This is a genomic window from Bradyrhizobium sp. SEMIA, from assembly GCF_014844175.1.
GTDB classification, from domain to species: domain Bacteria; phylum Pseudomonadota; class Alphaproteobacteria; order Rhizobiales; family Xanthobacteraceae; genus Bradyrhizobium; species Bradyrhizobium arachidis.
Map to the genome: position 1 here is coordinate 1,107,531 of NZ_CP046601.1, position 15,066 is coordinate 1,122,596.

The window sequence follows — 15,066 nt, forward strand, 5'->3', positions numbered from 1 at the left end:
GATGTCGTTGCTGGCGTACTTCTGGAAGGTCGGTGCAGTGTTGCTCGCCCTGCTCTTCCTTGCGGACTTTTGTCTCCCGAAAGCCCCGATCGCCGAGAAGAGCGCCGCAGACCGGCCGGCGATACGCATTCACTCGGATCGCAAATTGCCCGAACGCGTCATCCTCGATACAAGCATGCCGGTCATCGTCGCAGCGGCGCCCGCGGTGTCGGTCGCGCAAGCCGCGGCCCCTCTCGACCGCGCAGAACCGCCGATGATCCGGGCCCAAACTCCGGCGGTTGCCAACGCACTCGCCATGGCGCGCCCGGACTCGCCGCCACGCGAGGCGGTCGATCGCAAGCGAGCGCGCAAGTCCCAACACGCCGCTGTGCGGTCGAAGCGACACACGCCGCCCCAAATGGTGCTGGCGGCTCGGCAGGGGCAGTTCGGATGGTTCGGGTACAGATACTGGTAATTGGTTGCGAGGCGCGCACGGCGCGCCTCCGGTCTCGCTCACTTATTGGCAAACATACATGATCCCATCGCCGCCCTTGACGAGCGTGCCCGGCGTGCAGCCGAGACCGTTACGAGCGGCGTAATCGCTCCAGCCGCTTCGTCACGCTCGAGCCCGACGAGCAGAAGGAGTGCGTCGACCGACGTCGCGCCGTCGAAGGCAGCATCGTGCTGTCCCTTGGTACAATGAACCTTATGACGATAGTCACCAGTTCCGCGCTGGAACAAGCTCGAATTTTGCGCGGACCTCGAGCGGTCGGCACTGGCCGGTGTCACATGCGCCATGGCTGACAAACCCGATCGTCACCTGATTGAGGAGTTGGATCAATGCCGATGCACCAGACCTCGGCCTCGCTTCCCCGCCCACATACGCTCATAGAGTTCGGAATACTCTCCGCCTCAAATCCGACGATCAGCCTGAGCGAATTCACCTACACACGTGGCAGCGAGATCTACAGCGAAAAAGAGCCGATCGAATTTGTCTATCAAGTCAAGTCGGGCGCGGTACGAAGCTGCAAACTGCTGTCCGGCGGACGTCGCCACATCGGTGCCTTCCACGTTGCCGGCGACTTCTTTGGGCTGGAGAACGGCGATGTCCACCGCTTCAGCATGGAAGCCATGGTCGACACGATCGTGCATCGCGTCAGGCGTGAGAGCCTCGATGCCGCCGCCGAGAATGACGGCACCTTGACCAGAGATCTGCTCCGCATGGCGGCTACGAATCTTGGGCATGCGGAGGATCATATGCTGCTACTCGGACGCAAGACGTCGATGGAGCGGGTCGCCGCCTTCCTGATCGAAATGGACAAGCGGCTCACCACCGCAGGCATTCTGGCGCTGCCCATGACTCGGCGCGACATAGCAGACTATCTCGGCCTGACGATCGAGACCGTCTCGCGATCGCTGTCGCATCTGCGCGAGCTCGGCATCCTTCGTTTCATCGACAATAGCCAGCGCCACATTGTTCTCGTGGACAGGCAGCAACTCGCCGGGCTCGACCGCCAGAACTGACTCTGGCAGCAACAGGCATCCCTGCTCGTTGCGACCTCCAATGAAAAAGGCCCCGGTCGATGCCGGGGCCTGAGTTCACTGGGAAGACATCAGATCAATAGCGCGCCGCGACCGGCGCACCGAAACCGCCGAAGCGGTAGTTCAACCGAAGCGTGACCATGTCCACATCCTGCGTGACCCCGCTGCCAGTCAGGGTGAACCCGCCGGGCGTCACGACCCCTGCGAAGGTGGTGTTGTCACGTCCCATCCAGAGATGGTCGTACTCGACGCCGACCGACCAGTTCGGCGAGAATCCATATTCCCAACCGACACCCAGCGCGCCGCCCCAGCGCGTGTGGCCTGCCGAGGCGAGGCCGACGCCGGTGACATTGTTGAAGATGTCAAAGCGATTGCGCGTCACGGCGGCGCCGCCCTTCACGTAGAGCAGCGAGGCGTTCCATGCCCAGCCGAGCTGGGCTGTGAACAGCCCGATGGCGTCGATCTTGCCCGTGGTCGAGATCAACGGATCGATCAGGCTGACGCGCGTGTTCTTGATCTCGGCCCAATCGCCCTGGGCTTCCAGGCCGAGCACAAACTGATTGGTTTGCCAGCGATACCCGATCTGCCCGCCGGCGAGGCCGCCGGAGCGATCGGCGCAACCGCTTCCGACGGCGCCTGCGGGCGTTATGAAATCCGCGCAACCGTGACTCTGTCCCCAGCCTCCGTTGGCGCCGATGTAGAACCCGGTCCAGTTGTAAACCGCCACCACCGGCGCGGGCGGCGGCGCCTTGACGGCCATATCGGCCGCCAAGGCCGGAGCCGACATGCTCAGCGCCGCGAAACCGATCGCCGCGATCGAAAGTTTTTTCATCGTTTCGTCCCCTTTGCTCAAGTTTCTTACGTCCGACGCAAGACCCTTATGCAGGCTGGCGTGCATAAAAGTCTGCGAACAGCCTGAAGTTTACGCGCGGGGGGAGTGTTGACCCGTAACAAAATGGCAACACCTAAGCGCCATCGCTATGCATGCAAAAGTGCTTAGTCGGTGTCCGAAGTGCCGCTCGTCGCGGCGCCATCCTGTTCGTCGGCGAGCCACGCATTGATGCCGGAGGACGGGATCAATCGCCTTGGAAGGTGCGGGTTGATCGTGCCTGCAAAGACGGCGCATCCCGCATCGCGCTTTTCGCGCGCGAAGAGTTTGGCCTCCTGCTCTGTCGGAAAAGTCCTTGTCTCGCGAGGGCTCCGCTGTCTCGGAAGAATGCCCCGCTGTTGCACCTCAAAGGTAACGTACCACGTTGCAATCATTGCGCTGCACCAACTGTCACCAACCCTCAGTGACGCGTTGTGGTACGACTGGCATCCGCCTGCTTGATTCAGATCAAATTTGATGCCCCCGGACAATACAGAGCAAACGGCATCAACCGGTCTGCATCGGCGCAAATTGCCGTCCAATCAGCGCAGGTCGCTGCGTCCATCCTCCGGATCGCTTTCCGGCTCCTGGATCAGCACCGCGGGTTCGTCATAGCCTGCGCGGCTGCTGTAGAACACCAAGGCCATCAGGCCGACGCCGACGATCAGCGAGAACACGACGCCGAGCACCAGCGCGACATAGCCCGCTTCCGGCACCTTGGTATCCGTGCTGACCCAGCCGAGATAGCCGAGCGCGCCGGCGCCGACGAGCAACGCGCACAGCACCGCGATGACCAGCCATCGGGCGAGCTTGCCGTCTTGCGGGTTGGATGGTGCCGGTTGATCATGTGTAACACTCATGGATCTCTCCTTTTGTGCCTGAGGAGGGCCACGGCATCACGCCTACTGTGCCGTGGCCTTGGTTGCGATTGCATGCAGCGCGCCGGTCATTGTGGTAATGGCAGCCCTCGCCGGCTCGCCAACGCCATGACGCCCCGCCACAAAGGCGGGATCGTTGTACGACAGCCAGGTTACGCCCTGCTCGTCCTGCCAGACCAGCGCCTTCAGTGGCAGGTCGATACCGATGGTCTGCGCCTGCTGCATCAACGGCGTGCCACCCTTGGCGTTGCCGAAGATCAGCAAATCCGTCGGCCGCAAATTCATCCCGACCGCAGCCGCACCCGCGGCGTGATCGACATGGGCGAACACCGTGAGACCCTTGGCTTTCACTTCCGCCTCTAGCCGCTTCATGGTGTCTTCGGGGCCGAAACTGCTCTTGATGGTGATGAGTCCGTCTGCAGCCATGACTTGCGTCTCCCATGAACATGTCGCCGCGATCAGAGCGAGCATCCTGATCAGTGCCGAAAGCCTCATTGTCCGCTCACTTGTTGCGGAACAGTTTGGCGGGATCGAATTCCGGCTCCGGAACGAAGCCGTCGCGATTGGGCATCTTGATCTTCGGCAAGGACTCCTTGTCGATCTTGCCATCGGCGGGAACGATGCCGTTGAGGCTCAATATGTAGGCGGTGACGGCATAGGTCTCGTCGGTGCTGAGCGAGCCCGGCGTCGGATAGGGCATCGCGCGATGGATGTAGTCGAACAAGGTCGTCGCATAGGGCCAGAAGCTGCCGACCGTCTTGACCGGCATGTTGGAGGCGAGCGTGCCCTGTCCGCCGGCGAGGCGATCCTTGATGCCGCCCTGGCCGTTGTCGCCGTGACAGGCCGCACAATTGTCGGCGAAGATCTGCTTACCTTGGACCGCGGTGCCGCTGCCGTCAGGCAGGCCCTTGCCATCGGGCCCGACGTCGATGTCCCACAGTTTGATCTCGGCAGGCGTCGCGGTACGGCCGAAATCAAACGCCAGTGCGGGAGCCGCGAGCAGTCCGGCGGCGAGGATGCCAACGAAAACCAGCTTGTCATGCGAGGACATTGCGGACCCTCCCGGCCTCGTCGATGCTCCAGGTCTGCTGCGCGTTGTAGTGAAACAGCGCATTGGTCCCCATCGCGGCGATGAAGGACTGCCGGTCCGGCTGGACGTTGCCCTTCTCGTCGGTCGAGCGGCTCACGATCTTGGTCGGCTTGCCGTCCCAGACCCAATCCATCTGGAAGCGCACCTGCGCCTTGGACAGCACCGGCTGGCTCAATTGCGCCGGCTTCCAGGTCTTCGCGCCGTCGGTCGAGATCTCGACCTTGGCGATCTTGCCGTGGCCGCTCCAGGCAAGGCCGGAGATGCGGTTGTAGCCAGGCTGGATCTGCATCATGCCCGAGGGCTGGGTGATGACGGAGTTGGTTTCCATCCGCAGCTGAAACTGCCGCGCCTTGCCATTCGCGAGCAACTGCGTGTAGCGCGCCGTTTCCCAGCGCGTCATCCAGGGCGCGTTGCCGAACTTGAGGCGGCGCAGCCATTTGATGTTGAGGTTGCCCTCGAAGCCCGGCATCACCAGCCGCATCGGAAAACCATGCGCGGGCCGCAGCGGCTCGCCGTTCTGCCCGTAGGCGACGAAAGCCTCGTTCACGATCTCGTCGGTGAGCGGAATGCTGCGATCGACGCCCGCGCCGTCGCCGCCCTCCGCCAGCATCCAGCTCGAACCCTTGTCCTTGGCGACGAGGTCGATCAGGAATTTCAGCGGGACGCCGGTCCATTCATTGGTGCTGACGAGGCCGTGCGTGTTCTGCACCGTGATATCAGGGTCGGATTTTTTCCAGTTCTCCCAGCCGTTGCCAGTGCACTCGATGAACACGACACGGGTGACCGACGGCATCTGCTTCAGGTCCTCGACGCTGAACACCAGCGGCTTCGAGACCATGCCGTGGATCAGCAGCCGGTGCTGCGCGGGATCGATGTCGGGCACACCCGAATGGCTGCGCTCGTAATGCAGGTCGGTCGGCGTGATGTTGCCGACGAGCTTCTGGTGCGGCGTCTTGGAATTGATGGCATCGCCGGGATCGACGTTGCGCTTGCCGGGCGTCGCCTCGGGAATGCGATCGAGTTTTGCGAAGCGGGAGCGTTCGCTGTGTGCGCTGAGATCGGCGCCGGGCCCGCGATCGGGCACGTCGGCCAGAGTCTCGGCGGCGGCAGCTTCAGTTGCGGCCGCGCCAAGGATGCCCGCCGACAGGCCTCCCACGAAGCCGCGGCGCGACACGTTCGCAGGCCGCGGTGACAATTCGGTTGGCGTTCTGGACGTCATGGGCTCTCCCGTCGATAACCGTGCTTTTTCGAAATGACGGCAACGCTCATGTCGCGACACTGACATGACGCTGCGACGATTGCGCGTTAGGTTGTGTTAGAAGGAATGAGCGTCGGCGCGTTGGCTCACGCTTCCTTGAACGCCTCATGCGCGCGAGTCGCGTAGACCAGCGCGGCGCCGGCATTGACCGAGATGGCGGTGCCGAGCGCTTCGGCAATCTCTGCTTCGCTCGCGCCGTGCTTTTTCGCCTCGGCCGCATGGACGGTGATACAGCCGTCGCAACGCAGGCTGATGGCGACCGCAAGCGCGATCAGCTCACGCGTCTTCGCATCGAGGTGATTTGTCTTGGCGCCTGCGCCGCTCAGGGTCGCGTAGCCCTTGACCGTATCGGGCGCGAGCTTGCCGATCTCGCCGACACCGGCGACGATCTGGCGGCGATAGTTGTTCCAGTCGAGCATGGCCATGAGATGCTTCCTTCTCATCGTGATGCCGTTAGGTTAGATGCGATCTGCCGCTCCGTGGAATGGCCGGGCGGCTCGGACTCATGTCCGCGAGGATCAAGGGGAGAAGGATGTCGGAGGCGGACGCGGCGGAGTTGTTGAAGGCGATGGTGCCGCTGTTCAGGATCCGTCCCGTGATCGAGGATTCCTGCAAGTTCGGCGGCAGCTGGGAGTCGCTACACGCGCCAAACGGCAAGGGTTGGGCGCAATTCCACATGGTCACCCGCGGCTCTTGCGTGGTCGAGCGGCCGGGCCTCGGCCCGCAGCGGCTGGAGGCCGGCGACATCCTCCTGCTGCCGCACGGCGACAGTCACGCGGTCCGAAGCCAGAGGGACGGTGCTGCCGGGCGGATTTCGACCGAGCTCCGGAACGGCGTCCGGCAGCGCGCGACGGTCGATGCCGAAGTCGACACCGAACTCCTGTGTGGCCGCTTCCTGTTCGAAACCTCGGACGAGAACCCGCTGATCGCGGCCCTTCCCGACGAGATCGTGCTGCGCACGGCGGGAGAGCCGTTGCTGGAAAGGTTCCGGCACCTATTGATCGACATCCGCGACGAGCTCGACGCCGGGCGCGTTGGAGCGGAGATGGTCGCGGCCGACCTTGCGCGGGCGCTGTTCGTCATGATGCTCCGCGACCATCTCGCCGACGAAGCCTCCGGGGACGGGACGATGTCGCTGTTGCGGGACCGCACCACGGCCCGCGTGGTAGCCGCAATCCTCAACGATCTCGCCAGGGACTGGACGCTCGATGAGATGGCGACGGTCGCCATCTCGTCGCGCGCGACGTTGGTGCGGGCGTTCCGCAAGCGCGCCGGGGTCGCGCCCATGACGTTCCTGGCCGATCTGAGATTGACGATCGCGCGCAAGCGGCTGGCCGGCACCTCCGATCCGATCGCAAAGATCGCCAGCGAGGTCGGGTACGCGTCCGAAAGCGCCCTGAGCAAGGCCATGATGCGCAGATACGGCCTGCGGCCCAGTGCCCTGAGAGTGGCGGGGCCTGGCCATCAGCAAGGCACGGCGGGCTGAGCGCGCCGATTGACCCGCCGGGCAAAACAGGGGCAGATGGCAGCGTCGGCCTCGGCATCGCTGGCCATCTCCAAAGCGGCAGTCTTTTTCCATGAATGGCTTCAGCACGATGAGGTTGACCGCCGAGCGGCTGAACGAAAATCACATCGACGATCTCGTCGCGCTGCATCTCGATCCCGAGGTGTCCCGCTATCTCGGCGGGGTGCGGGAGGCGGAGGCGACGAAGCAATACCTCGCCGTCAACATGGCGCATTGGGACCAGCACGGCTTTGGGCTGTGGGTCCTGCGCACGAAAGACGGGACCTTCGCCGGACGGGCGGGCATCCGGCACATCGTCGTCGATGACATCGACGAGATCGAGATCGCCTACACGTTCAAGCGCGAGTTCTGGGGCCAGGGACTGGCAAGCGAGATCGCGACCGCACTGACGGAGATCGGGCTGTCGCAACTCGAGCTGTCGTCCCTCATCGGCCTGGTCTTCCTCGCAAACGGCGCCTCCCGCCGCGTGCTGGAGAAGGCGAACTACGTTTTGGAGAAGAGCACGATTCATCGCGGCGAGGACGTGGTGATCTACCGTATCCGGCGGTGAAAGGCGGATTCACCCTCAGCCGGTGCGCGACCGAACGATTGATTGCGGCAGCGAAGCGAGAAACAGCACGACGCAGACGCACAAGAGCACGATGTCCTTGAACAGGAACTCTCCGGCCAGATTCCAGGCCATCGGATCGGTTGAGAGGCTCCATGTCACGACGCCCGGCGTCGTGAAGAAGAATGACCACGTGATCGCGAAGGTCACGACGCCCATGAATGAACCGACCGCAGACAAGATCGGACTGAAGCTGCCGGCCACGAGCAGCGCCGCGATCACGAATTCGGCGACACCGAGGAAATAGGCCTCGCCCCTCAGGCCGAACACCGACAGCCACGAGATGAACGGGCTGTTGGTGATGAACTGGGCGATGCCCTGTGCGGATTGCAGCGTGAATTTCTGCATTCCAAACGAGATAAAGATGATCACCATGACCCAGCGAAGGATGGCGAGCGGACGATAAGAACCGCCACCGCTCTCGGCGACATTGAACCCTTGCATGTGACGATGTCTCCCCGGACTGCGCGCGCATCTGCTGGCGAACGAAAGCGTTCGCTTACCGGCTATACGGAGAGGAGCTTCCGGTGTTACCCGCGCCTGGCTGGTTCACAGATCACAGCTGCGTGCGATGCGCGTGTTCGTGGACAGCGAGCGACAGCATGTAGGATGGGTAGAGCGAAGCGAAACCCATCGCGCTTCAGTACGCTCGGCAGGCAATGATGGGTTTCGCTTCGCTCTACCCATCCTACGGGCTACCTCACGGCTCCATCGTGTAGGAACGCCCGGGTTCGAGCACGTAGATGGTCAGGAAGCGGAGCGGTCGGTCCGGATCGCAATTGCGAAACAATGTGTGTGGAAGATCCGCTCGGTCCTGCAACGTCTCGCCCGCCCGGTATTGCCGCGGCTCGTCGCTGCCGTAAGCAGACTCGGCAACGCCTTCGACGATATAGATCGCGCCCGCGACGGGATGCCGGTGCAGAGGCGCAACACCGCCCGGCGGATAGGTGACCTCGACGACCATCAGCTCCTGCTGCGTGCCGGGCAAGGGAAGACGCTCGAGAACCTTGCGTGTGACGCCGGCAAAGCCTGCTTGTTGTGCGCGTGTTCCACCGTCTGATCGTTCATCCATGGGTGCCTCGCTTGCTCTTGCAGTTCCATTGCAACTTGTTCGCTGGAGCTCGCGAATGCAACCGACCTGAACAGCCATTCAAGAAAGTTTCGCTACTGTTCCTGCAACAGGTGATGGCGGCAGTCGTTGACTCCGCGACGATGCAGACCAAGGAGGAACAGATGAAGAAGCTGACTTACGCTCTTGCGGCGCTAGCGACGCTTGCAATCGGTGCCCCCACCATCGCCAATGCGGCCGGCTTCGGCGTCTATGTCGGCGGCGACAGGGATTATTATGACGGCCCGCGCGCCCGCATCTACGAGCACGACCGCGGCTGGCATCATGGCTGGTACCACCGCGACCGCGACTATGACCGCGGCTTCGTAATTCGCCGACATCACGACTGGGATGATTAGTGCGGACCAGTACAAGTGAGCAAGGAGGCCCCGCTGCGGCGGGGCCTTTTTGCATTTGGACGAAAGAAGAGGCCGCCGACCGCGGCGGCCTCCTCATTGCGATACGCATCAAATCACTTGGTGTAACCCTGGCTCGTGCACCACCACATCGCGTCGGCCGCGCTGGTGCCGCGCTCTATGACGTATTTCCGGCAGGCTTCGTAATTGGCAGCATAGCGCTTGGCGCACGGCACCGGTGAAATGGTGCCGCCGCTCCAGGAGCATTTGTACTCGGCACTTGCAGGCGACGTCGAAAGGGTTGCGACAGCGAGCCCGACGACGAGGAACGACAAGGTCTTCATGGCTATCTCTCCCATATCCTGGGGATAGCGCGTGCTATCCCAGGTGGTACGATAGCACGCTTTCGACCGCGCCGGTTCGGCGATTGCCCGCCCGGAATCGAGGGAGAGCCTTGCGGAAATCTGGATTGCTTCGTCGCACGGGCGCCTCGCAATGACGACGGAAGCCATCCTGCAACTTGTCCGATGGGCAGACGATGCCCATCCTGCGACGTCTTACCTGAAATACCCGAGCACGAGATCGATGTCCGAGCTGCGGGCCGCGGTGCCGGTCAGCTCGGCGTCGATGACGCGGCGGCAGGCTTCGATCGCGGCGTGGTCGCCGAGATCGTTGGCGGCTTCGAGAACGAGCCAGGCGGCGTCCACCGACGCCTTGTCCGGTGCGCCGTCGCCGACATCGGCGGTGACGGCCTTGGTGAGGTTCTTGTTCTTGCGAACCGCGGTGCCGAATTGAGGCAACATTGCAAATACTCCCTCGATTTCCCGCTCAGTGAACCTGGAGCTCGGGCTGACGGCCCGCATCGGCACCCGCGCCGGTCTTGCGCGACTGGTAGAACTTCAAGATGCTGCGCGAGGTCTCGATCTTGAGCCGGCCGAACTCGCGTTCATTGTCCTGGAGCTCGCGCGCCGTGATCAGATGATCCTTGGCGCCGAGGAACAGCAGCGACATCGTCGTATCCCAGGCGAAGTCGAGCGCCTTGCACAGCACCAGCAGCATCTCGCGGTTGCGGTCCATCAGCGCGCGCTCGATCACGTCGACCGGCAGCGCCGACAGCAGCGACAGGCCGATCTGCACCTCGTCGAAACGGTGCTGTCGCGCGTAATTCGAGATCGAATCCTGGTTGAGATTGCCCTGGCGGTACTGCGTCGTCACCACGCGCTTGGCGACGAAATAGCTGCGCGAGGACGGACCGAACTTGGACTGAAGGTCGCCGGTGACCTCGGTCACCGAGCTCTGGATCTGCGCCATCATCTCGGGACGCTCGGTCTCGAGGCGGCGGCGCACGTCTTCCGACGCCTTCGAGATCAGCTGCTGGAAGATGTGCCGCGGCACGTCCTTGCGCAGGCCGAGCTGCTCGGCGAGGATCGAATCTCCCTCGGCGCGGCGGACCATGTGCAACAGGCCGGAGCCGGAGAAGCGCGCGCCCTCGTTCCTGGCAACCGAGGTCACGACCTCCTGGTTGCCGCGCTTGACCAGCACGTCGGTCACGGCCTCGCCGATCTGCTGGCGCTGCGAGATCGCGAGCAGATGCGCCTGGCCCTTGGTCAGGGCGCTCTCGACCAGCATCTTCTCGTCGATGCGATTGGAATCGCGCAGCACGGGACCGGCGACCTCGATCTCGTCGTCGAGGGCGAGCTTCTCGATGACGTTGAGCGGGGCGTGATCGCAGGCCGCCATCAGCTCGGAGAGCTGCGCCCGCGCCGCCACCTCGATTTCGTCGGCGAGCCGGCCGATGACCTCGCCGAACATGCTGATCTCGTCGTCGCTGTAGCGGCCCGTGATCAGGATGTCGGTCGCATGCCACAACGCCTTGGCGCGGCTCTCGTCGGTGCCGCGCGCGATCGCGTCGTCCAGATCCTGTAGAAGCGATTTCGCCCCGTTCATCTCGATAACCCCAGTTCTTGGTCGTCCTTGGCGCGCCGTCCTGCCTGTGCTGGCAGGACGCCGAATTCCTCTGGGAACAACACTAGAGCTGAGATGCGAGAATTCAGTAAAATCAGCAAATCAGTTTTGCCGACCAAAATTCATTCAAATGCGAGGGAATGGGTTAACTGGCGAGCAGGACGGGAAGCCGCCGCACGGGAGGTGCGCCCCCTCTCCCGCTTGCGGGAGAGGGTTGGGGAGAGGGTGTCTCTGCAATGGGATAGCCCCCTGGAGGAGAGAGCCCTCACCCGGCGCTGCGGCCGGGCAGCGGCACGTCGGTCAGCGACGGCTCCGGCACCGGATCGGGGGACACCAGCGTCGGCAGCGCCGCGGTCGCCGGCGGCGGCTCGCCGCGCTCGATCGCATCTAATCGGCGCGTCTCGCGGTCGATGGTGCGCACGGCGAGCCATGACGACAGCGGCGCGAGATCGACGGTGCGGCTCAGCCTGTCGGGGGGGCCTGCCGCGAACAGCTGGATCTCCGGCGGCGCGCCGGAGAGCCCGGTCATGATCGGGGTCAGGCTGGCGCGGATGTCGGCCTGGTCGGCGGGAATGTCGTAGCCGCCGGAGACGATGGCGCGCGCATTCTTCGCTTCCAGCGGCGTTGCGCCGACCCGCAACCGACCGTCGCGGATCGTGAAGGGGATCTGCGCCGAGGCAACCGCGATGGGAGCTGCCGACAAGGCGGGCTCGACCAGTTGCCGCAGGCGGTTGTCGTCGCTGACCTGGCCGCCGTCGCTGGCGCGGATGGCGATCTCGAAGGCGCGCGGATTGAGACCGGATATCTCGGCGGACTCCAGCGTCACCGTGCCGTTGCCGGCGAGCGCGCCGGTCAGCGCCGCGATGCTACGGCCCTGGCTCGTCAGCGCCATCTGCACCGAGGCGCGCCCCTTCGGCAGCGCGAGATCGCGGTAGCGCAAGCTCGCCGCATCGACATTGGCAAGCTCGATGCGCGCGCTCAGCGCGAGGCCATTGGCGCCGTTGCGCGCATCAAAGCTCGCCGACATCTCGCCGCCGCCGAGACCGCCCTTGAGGCCGTCGAGCGCGAGCGACTGGCCGTCGCTCCTGAGGATGCCGCCGACGGGACGCAGCTCGATGCCGCCGGGCAAATTGCCGTGCAGCGCCTGGAAGGCGATCCGGCCGCGCCAGCCACTGATGAGCCCCGCGCTGAGCGGCTCGCCGGCATCACGCCCGGCAGCACCAACGGCCATTGCGAGCGCAGGCATGAGATCGAGTGAGTCGAGGCCGACTTCGCCCTCGACGTTCTTCTCCGGGTCGAGCGTCACCGCGAGATGGCCGCGCAGATGCGAGCCGGCCGCGCTGCTGTCGAGATCGTCGAACGTCAGGCGGTTGCCTGACAGGGCGACGCGCGCGGACAGGTTGACGCTCTGCACCGATTTGTCGGTCGGGCTGGTGCCGAACAGCGGTGCCAGATTGGCATTGCGCACGCGCAAATTCACGCTGCCTTTGGGCTCCGAGAGTTCGACATTGCCTTGCGCATCCGCGTCCAGCCCGCCGCCGTTGAGCTTTGCGTTCAATTGCAGCGGCCGCCGCCAGGCGCCGCTCAGCTTGCCTTCGAACTGCGAAGCGCCCTCGCCTGCGGCCACGATGCGGTCGAGCCCGAGCAGCGCCAGCAAGGGGCCAGCCTGCGGTGTCGAGACTTTCGAGTCCAGCGTGAAGTCGCTGCTCCGCAACGTCTCGATATCGATGCCGCTCACGGCGGCGACCGGCGTCTGCGCGGTCAGCGTTGCGCTCGCCTTGAGCTGCGGCGCGTCGAGGTCGAACACGGCGCGGGCGTTGCTGCGATCGGCATGTTCGGCGTTCTTGTCGAGGCTGAGGTCGAGCTTGAGGCGCGTCGCGCCCGACACCGACGGGAGCGCATCGAAGCGTGCGCGCGCCGAAGGCGCAAACGGCTCGATCAGCGCGGTCAGCTCGCGCAGCGAATTGGCGGAGGATTTCAGCGCGAGCTTGCCGGTCGCCTTGGTGCGATCGAAACTGCCGCTCGCCTCCGTGGTCACGCCGCTGGCCTGGCCGAACCGCAACTGCTCCAGCGACAGCGCCGCCGGGCCGTAGCCGAGCTTGGCCGCGAACGGCTTCAGCTCCTGGCCGGCAGAGATGGCGCGGCCGATATCGAGCGAGAGTCTTGCTTCCTCCGGCCATTCGCCCTGCGGGCCGGCGAGCGCGCGCACGAAGCTTGCGGCGGCATCGAGGTCGAGGCGATCGGCCTTGATCTCGGCGTCGATGTGCGAGCCCTTGCTCGCGCCGGTCTGCACGAAGGCGATGCGGCCCTCCACCGCGCCGCCCTCGATCTCGGCCTTCAACTTGTCGACGGCGAGATGATTGGCGGCGATCGTGACGTCGCCGGACAGGCGCAGCGGCCGCGTGCTGCGGCGGTTGATCTCGCTGCGGCCCAGGAGCCAGGCCACCAGCGTATCCGGATCGGACGACTCGACGCTGAGGCGGCCACTGAAACTGTCAGCGCCGGGCGTCGCACCGTTGAGCGAGAGCTGCGTCATGCCGGGCGCACGCAGCTCGAGCTTCTGGAAGGTCCAGGACCGTCCGTCGGTCGAAAGCTCCGCGGCGATGTTCTGGAGCGGACGGCCGCCAAGCATGATCTGGTCGGAGTTGAACTCGATCTGCGCCGGGATCGGCGCCTGCGGGATCGCAGCTAACCCGGCGCGCAGTGCCGGCAGGATGCGCAGCGGCTCGGTGTCATCCTTGCCGGCGAGCTTGTCGGCATCGACCTGGCGCGCCGACAGCACCGCGCGCAGCAGCGGCGAGGCGCCGAATTTGAGATCGCCGACGCCGCCGAGCTTGAGCGCGCTGTCCTCCGCACCGAAGCTGGCGTCGACCTGCTCGAACTTGGCGCCGGCCGGATCGGCCTTGAGTTTTGTCGTGAGCTTCCACGGCGTCGGCCCGGCCTCGCCCGGCTTTTTGGCCGCGGGCACGGCGAGCGTCAGCGCGCCGTCGAATTTTGGCTGGCGGTTGTCGAAGGCGAGCACGCCTTCAAGATCGGCGAGGATCGGGCGCTCGCCAGGATCGACGTTGAGATGCAGACGCGTGGCGCTGCCGTCTGCGCTCGGACCGGACGAGATTCGGAACGGATAGCGCGAGCGGCCGACCGTAAAGCTGCCGTCGCCGCGCACCGAGCCGGCGAGCGAGCGGACGTCGCCGGAGAAGGCGATGTCGTTCAATTCCAGCGTCGAGCGGCTGGCGGCATCGTGCAGGGCGATGCGGCCGGTGAGGTTGAGCCGCTCGATCGCGAGCGAGGCGAGGTTGAAGGTGCCGCTCGCGGTCGAGGGCAGATCGACCCGCCCGCGCGCATCGAGGCCGAGATCGACCGCCATGCCATTGACCGAAAGCTCGGTGGCGCGCCATTCGCCGCGCATCAGGGAGCCCAGGCTGAACTCGACGTCGAGCTTGTCGGCGCGCAGGCGGCCGAGATCGTTGTTGCCGCCGAAGGTGACCGAGCGCAGCCGCAGGGTCGGCGCCGGCAAGAGCCGCGCGTCGAGCTCGCCTGCCACCCGCACCGGCACGCCGATGATGCGGCTCGCCTCCGCCTCGAACTGGGGCCGGAACTGGTTCCAGTCGATGAAGTAAGGCCCGATCAGCGCGGCCAGCAGCGCAATGATGAAGGCAATCGCTAATCCGAGCAGCGTCGTCTGCACGGGTCTCCCCTCGGCCAAACCGGCCCGGGCCAAACCTGAGGGCCTCAGGCGCGCCGGAACAGCCCCCTTATATAGGGCCAAGTGTGGCGAAGTCACAGCGACTGTTGCGCGCGGAGGTTAACGCCGGTGGTAAACCCTCATGGTGAGCAGGCCGCGGAAACGCGGCCGTCGCGAACGGCAAGGCCCGGCTATCGCCGCGTAG

At 64.8% G+C, this 15,066-nt stretch carries 17 protein-coding genes; 5 read left to right on the forward strand and 12 right to left on the reverse strand.

The window, feature by feature from the left end:
- Position 1: 1 nt before the first annotated feature.
- Both FOM02_RS05305 and FOM02_RS05310 read left to right on the forward strand, forming a co-directional pair.
- The gene (locus FOM02_RS05305) at positions 2-454 is read left to right on the forward strand and encodes a hypothetical protein (protein ID WP_027560533.1); all 453 of its coding nucleotides are present in this window, start codon (positions 2-4) and stop codon (positions 452-454) included.
- A 371-nt stretch (positions 455-825) separates the two neighbouring features.
- A complete protein-coding gene (locus tag FOM02_RS05310; protein WP_416207759.1) occupies positions 826-1,503 on the forward strand; it encodes a helix-turn-helix domain-containing protein in 678 nt (225 codons plus the stop codon).
- Positions 1,504-1,597: 94 nt separating this feature from the next.
- Here FOM02_RS05310 and FOM02_RS05315 read toward each other — a convergent pair whose 3' ends face one another.
- The 6 genes from FOM02_RS05315 to FOM02_RS05345 form a co-directional block, all read right to left on the reverse strand.
- On the reverse strand, positions 1,598-2,353 hold the full coding sequence (locus FOM02_RS05315) for an outer membrane beta-barrel protein (protein WP_027560535.1): 756 nt from the start codon (positions 2,351-2,353) through the stop codon (positions 1,598-1,600).
- A gap of 578 nt (positions 2,354-2,931) precedes the next feature.
- Positions 2,932-3,249 carry a hypothetical protein gene (locus FOM02_RS05325; protein ID WP_027560537.1) on the reverse strand — a complete coding sequence of 106 codons (318 nt, stop codon included), beginning with the start codon at positions 3,247-3,249 and terminating at the stop codon, positions 2,932-2,934.
- Positions 3,250-3,291: 42 nt separating this feature from the next.
- The gene (locus FOM02_RS05330; RefSeq protein WP_027560538.1) at positions 3,292-3,762 is read right to left on the reverse strand and encodes a DUF302 domain-containing protein; all 471 of its coding nucleotides are present in this window, start codon (positions 3,760-3,762) and stop codon (positions 3,292-3,294) included.
- A gap of 7 nt (positions 3,763-3,769) precedes the next feature.
- Positions 3,770-4,318, reverse strand: a complete 549-nt coding sequence (locus tag FOM02_RS05335; RefSeq protein ID WP_027560539.1) for a c-type cytochrome — start codon at positions 4,316-4,318, stop codon at positions 3,770-3,772.
- Positions 4,305-5,576: a sulfite dehydrogenase gene (soxC, locus tag FOM02_RS05340; protein WP_027560540.1), complete on the reverse strand. Its 1,272-nt coding sequence runs from the start codon at positions 5,574-5,576 to the stop codon at positions 4,305-4,307. Before soxC ends, FOM02_RS05335 begins: the two co-directional genes overlap by 14 nt.
- A gap of 125 nt (positions 5,577-5,701) precedes the next feature.
- Positions 5,702-6,034: a carboxymuconolactone decarboxylase family protein gene (locus tag FOM02_RS05345; RefSeq protein ID WP_027560541.1), complete on the reverse strand. Its 333-nt coding sequence runs from the start codon at positions 6,032-6,034 to the stop codon at positions 5,702-5,704.
- A gap of 113 nt (positions 6,035-6,147) precedes the next feature.
- Between FOM02_RS05345 and FOM02_RS05350 the strand changes: the two genes are divergently transcribed.
- Together FOM02_RS05350 and FOM02_RS05355 are read left to right on the forward strand one after the other, a co-directional pair.
- Positions 6,148-7,101, forward strand: a complete 954-nt coding sequence (locus FOM02_RS05350; protein WP_028146183.1) for an AraC family transcriptional regulator — start codon at positions 6,148-6,150, stop codon at positions 7,099-7,101.
- A 91-nt stretch (positions 7,102-7,192) separates the two neighbouring features.
- Positions 7,193-7,690 (forward strand): GNAT family N-acetyltransferase, encoded by a 498-nt coding sequence (locus FOM02_RS05355; RefSeq protein ID WP_027560542.1) that lies wholly within the window; start codon positions 7,193-7,195, stop codon positions 7,688-7,690.
- A gap of 15 nt (positions 7,691-7,705) precedes the next feature.
- Here the strand turns inward: FOM02_RS05355 and FOM02_RS05360 are convergent, their stop codons facing one another.
- Positions 7,706-8,191, reverse strand: coding sequence for a YkgB family protein (locus FOM02_RS05360; protein ID WP_027560543.1), 486 nt, complete (start codon positions 8,189-8,191; stop codon positions 7,706-7,708).
- Positions 8,192-8,447: 256 nt separating this feature from the next.
- Positions 8,448-8,819: a cupin domain-containing protein gene (locus tag FOM02_RS05365; RefSeq protein WP_027560544.1), complete on the reverse strand. Its 372-nt coding sequence runs from the start codon at positions 8,817-8,819 to the stop codon at positions 8,448-8,450.
- A 113-nt stretch (positions 8,820-8,932) separates the two neighbouring features.
- Here FOM02_RS05365 and FOM02_RS05370 point away from each other — a divergent pair, with 113 nt between their 5' ends.
- Positions 8,933-9,214, forward strand: a complete 282-nt coding sequence (locus FOM02_RS05370) for a hypothetical protein (RefSeq protein ID WP_051377665.1) — start codon at positions 8,933-8,935, stop codon at positions 9,212-9,214.
- 113 nt (positions 9,215-9,327) lie between these two features.
- On the opposite strand, the gene FOM02_RS05375 is transcribed toward FOM02_RS05370, so the two are convergent.
- The 4 genes from FOM02_RS05375 to FOM02_RS05390 form a co-directional block, all read right to left on the reverse strand.
- Positions 9,328-9,555: a hypothetical protein gene (locus FOM02_RS05375; RefSeq protein ID WP_027560546.1), complete on the reverse strand. Its 228-nt coding sequence runs from the start codon at positions 9,553-9,555 to the stop codon at positions 9,328-9,330.
- 213 nt (positions 9,556-9,768) lie between these two features.
- Entirely contained in the window at positions 9,769-10,014 is a 246-nt protein-coding gene (locus tag FOM02_RS05380) for a hypothetical protein (protein ID WP_027560547.1), read from the reverse strand.
- Between the two features lie 25 nt (positions 10,015-10,039).
- Positions 10,040-11,158, reverse strand: coding sequence for a DUF2336 domain-containing protein (locus FOM02_RS05385; protein ID WP_027560548.1), 1,119 nt, complete (start codon positions 11,156-11,158; stop codon positions 10,040-10,042).
- Positions 11,159-11,441: 283 nt separating this feature from the next.
- Positions 11,442-14,864: an AsmA-like C-terminal region-containing protein gene (locus FOM02_RS05390; protein ID WP_265441492.1), complete on the reverse strand. Its 3,423-nt coding sequence runs from the start codon at positions 14,862-14,864 to the stop codon at positions 11,442-11,444.
- Positions 14,865-15,066 lie beyond the last annotated feature (202 nt).

Excerpts from the sequence above, each read along its gene's own strand:
- FOM02_RS05375 (WP_027560546.1), bottom strand. The coding sequence starts at position 9,555 with ATGAAGACCTTGTCGTTCCTCGTCGTCGGGCTCGCTGTCGCAACCCTT.
- FOM02_RS05355 (WP_027560542.1), top strand. The coding sequence starts at position 7,193 with ATGAATGGCTTCAGCACGATGAGGTTGACCGCCGAGCGGCTGAACGAA.
- FOM02_RS05330 (WP_027560538.1), bottom strand. The coding sequence starts at position 3,762 with ATGAGGCTTTCGGCACTGATCAGGATGCTCGCTCTGATCGCGGCGACA.
- FOM02_RS05360 (WP_027560543.1), bottom strand. The coding sequence starts at position 8,191 with ATGCAAGGGTTCAATGTCGCCGAGAGCGGTGGCGGTTCTTATCGTCCG.
- FOM02_RS05315 (WP_027560535.1), bottom strand. The coding sequence starts at position 2,353 with ATGAAAAAACTTTCGATCGCGGCGATCGGTTTCGCGGCGCTGAGCATG.
- FOM02_RS05385 (WP_027560548.1), bottom strand. The coding sequence starts at position 11,158 with ATGAACGGGGCGAAATCGCTTCTACAGGATCTGGACGACGCGATCGCG.
- soxC (WP_027560540.1), bottom strand. The coding sequence starts at position 5,576 with ATGACGTCCAGAACGCCAACCGAATTGTCACCGCGGCCTGCGAACGTG.
- FOM02_RS05350 (WP_028146183.1), top strand. The coding sequence starts at position 6,148 with ATGTCGGAGGCGGACGCGGCGGAGTTGTTGAAGGCGATGGTGCCGCTG.
- FOM02_RS05380 (WP_027560547.1), bottom strand. The coding sequence starts at position 10,014 with ATGTTGCCTCAATTCGGCACCGCGGTTCGCAAGAACAAGAACCTCACC.
- FOM02_RS05335 (WP_027560539.1), bottom strand. The coding sequence starts at position 4,318 with ATGTCCTCGCATGACAAGCTGGTTTTCGTTGGCATCCTCGCCGCCGGA.
- FOM02_RS05365 (WP_027560544.1), bottom strand. The coding sequence starts at position 8,819 with ATGGATGAACGATCAGACGGTGGAACACGCGCACAACAAGCAGGCTTT.
- FOM02_RS05370 (WP_051377665.1), top strand. The coding sequence starts at position 8,933 with ATGGCGGCAGTCGTTGACTCCGCGACGATGCAGACCAAGGAGGAACAG.
- FOM02_RS05305 (WP_027560533.1), top strand. The coding sequence starts at position 2 with ATGTCGTTGCTGGCGTACTTCTGGAAGGTCGGTGCAGTGTTGCTCGCC.
- FOM02_RS05325 (WP_027560537.1), bottom strand. The coding sequence starts at position 3,249 with ATGAGTGTTACACATGATCAACCGGCACCATCCAACCCGCAAGACGGC.
- FOM02_RS05310 (WP_416207759.1), top strand. The coding sequence starts at position 826 with ATGCACCAGACCTCGGCCTCGCTTCCCCGCCCACATACGCTCATAGAG.
- FOM02_RS05345 (WP_027560541.1), bottom strand. The coding sequence starts at position 6,034 with ATGCTCGACTGGAACAACTATCGCCGCCAGATCGTCGCCGGTGTCGGC.